Genomic DNA, 2,373 nt, shown 5'->3' with positions numbered 1-2,373 from the left:
CTCTTACCAAGAGATAGATTTTCTTCGTGTTGCTTCAGCTTGATAAAGTGACGAATACTACTTTTTGCCTTGCCTGTGGTGACGATATTTAGCCATGCAGGGCTTGGTTTTGCGCCTGGAGCCGTAATAATTTCTATCGTTTGACCGCTCTGCAAAGGCTCGCTTAATGAGGCAAGTTGTTTGTTGATGCGACAGGCGACGCATGCATTTCCAATGTCAGTATGAATGGCATAAGCAAAGTCTATCGGTGTTGCGCCAGCTGGTAGTTCGAGAATTGCTCCTTTCGGTGTGAAGACATAGATCTCGTCTGGGAAGAGATCAATTTTAACGTGCTCGAAGAACTCCATTGAGTCGCCAGCATTTTCTCGAATCTCTTTCAGGCCACTCAACCAGCGATCTATACGGGCTTGGTTTGCAAGCGCCATACTGGAGTCGTCTTTGTATTGCCAGTGAGCCGCGATCCCGTAGTTGGCAAGGTCTTCCATCTCTTGGGTGCGAATTTGCACTTCGATGTTCACATGCATACCGAATAGCGTGGTATGCAGTGATTGATATCCGTTTACCTTAGGGACGGCAATATAGTCTTTGAAGCGGAAAGGTAGAGGTTTGTAGAGCGCATGTAAGGCACCGAGAATGCGATAACAATCGTCTTCAGATTCAGCAATAATTCGAAAAGCATATACATCCATAATTTCATGGAAAGAACGATGCTTATACTTCATCTTCTTATAGATGCTGAAAAGATGCTTCTCTCGACCGATAACCTCGCCAGTAAGATGTCGCGTTTTTAGCTGACTCTCGATTTTACCTTGGATATCTTCGATGATTTCGTTATGGCTTCCGCGAAGCTTTTTGACCGCTTTGCGAATGTATTTGGAGCGCATTGGGTAGAGCGCTTGGAATCCAAGATCTTCAAGCTCGGTTCTAATGCTGTTAATGCCTAAGCGATTTGCGATCGGTGCGTATATATCTAGCGTTTCTGTGGCGATCCGCCGTCGCTTTTCATGATGCAATGGACCGAGCGTCCGCATGTTATGNAGGCGATCTGCAAGTTTAACCAATATAACGCGAATATCTTTCGCCATCGCCAACGTCATTTTCTGGAAATTATTGGCTTGAGCTTCAGCTTTAGATTTGAATTCTATTTGTGTGAGTTTACTCACCCCGTCGACCAGTTCCGCAACGGCACTGCCAAACTCTTCGGCTAATTCGTCTTTGCTAGTTTCGGTGTCTTCTATGACGTCATGCAGCAATGCTGCCATGAGTGTTTCGTGATCAAGGTGAAGGTCTGCGAGAATATTGGCGACAGCAATAGGGTGAATAATGTACGGGTCGCCACTGCGTCTATATTGCCCTTCGTGCGCCTCTTTTGCGACGTAATAGGCGCGTTCAATCAGTCTTACCTTGTTGGTGTCTAGGTAGGACTCGGCTCTCTCGATTAAGCCATCAATATCGGGCACGCTTTCTCTGCTCACTTGTGCGGAATGAAGAAATAAAAAAAGCCGAACGGCTAAAGCTGTTCAGCTTTTTATAAGCTCACCCTAATGATATTTGAGCGAGCTGTTTTTTCAAGCGTATTATCGCAAAGAAGTTATTCTTCTTCGCTAAAATCAACATTACCTGCGTTGATATGGCCTTCAGCGATTTCACGAAGCGCTAATACTGTTGGCTTGTCGTTTTCAACAGGAACCATTGGCTCTTGCGCAGTGTTTGCAAGTTGACGAGCGCGCTTGGTCGCAACCATGACAAGTTCAAAACGGTTGTCTACATTTTCCAAACAATCTTCAACGGTCACTCGTGCCATTTAATTTCACCTCTAGAATTCGAATATAGAACTAAGCATAGCTCAAAAAAGAACCGCGCATTCTATGTTAGTTGTACGCTTAAGACAATAGATCGTTGAGTATCTCTTGATGACGTTGTTTTTGATCTACTAACAATAATCTTTGAGCGGTAAATATAGCGCCTAATTCAGCCAGCGCTTGGTCGAAGTTTTCGTTTACAACAAGGTAGTCGAACTCTTCGTAATGACTACACTCTGAAGCGGCTTCTTGCATACGTAGCTCAATGACTTCAGGTTTGTCTTGACCGCGGCCTTCGAGTCTTGCGTGCAGTGCAGCCTTGGATGGCGGAATAATAAAGATGCTCAATGCTTGTGGGAATTGTTCGCGTACTTGGCGGCCGCCTTGCCAGTCAATTTCTAGAATGACGTCTAGGCCTTGATCAAGTCGGCTCTGTACCCATTCTTTTGACGTGCCATAGTAGTTACCGAATACTTCTGCATGCTCGAGAAAGTCGCCTTGATCGATTAAAGATTTAAACGTGTCGGTGCTAACGAAGTTGTAGTTAATGCCGTCTTCTTCACCAGGACGT

The 2,373-nt window shown here is 45.1% G+C and carries 3 protein-coding genes; all 3 read right to left on the bottom strand.

The genetic code is table 11. The features are described 5' to 3' along the window. The coding region (locus tag A3739_RS13865; protein WP_156502588.1) for a bifunctional (p)ppGpp synthetase/guanosine-3',5'-bis(diphosphate) 3'-pyrophosphohydrolase at nt 1-1,460 on the bottom strand (1,460 nt) is incomplete at its 3' end. Nucleotides 1,461-1,591: 131 nt separating this feature from the next. Beyond that, the gene (gene rpoZ, locus A3739_RS13860) at nt 1,592-1,804 is read right to left on the bottom strand and encodes a DNA-directed RNA polymerase subunit omega (protein WP_068480249.1); all 213 of its coding nucleotides are present in this window, start codon (nt 1,802-1,804) and stop codon (nt 1,592-1,594) included. A 79-nt stretch (nt 1,805-1,883) separates the two neighbouring features. Next, nucleotides 1,884-2,373: guanylate kinase (gmk, locus tag A3739_RS13855; RefSeq protein ID WP_068501752.1), on the bottom strand; the 490-nt coding region annotated here is incomplete at its 5' end.

The sequence above is a fragment of the Oleiphilus sp. HI0067 genome (assembly GCF_001635735.1).
This window is presented reverse-complemented; position numbering and strand designations above follow the sequence as displayed.

Coding starts and splice junctions, on each gene's coding strand:
- rpoZ (WP_068480249.1), bottom strand. CDS start 1,804: ATGGCACGAGTGACCGTTGAAGATTGTTTGGAAAATGTAGACAACCGT.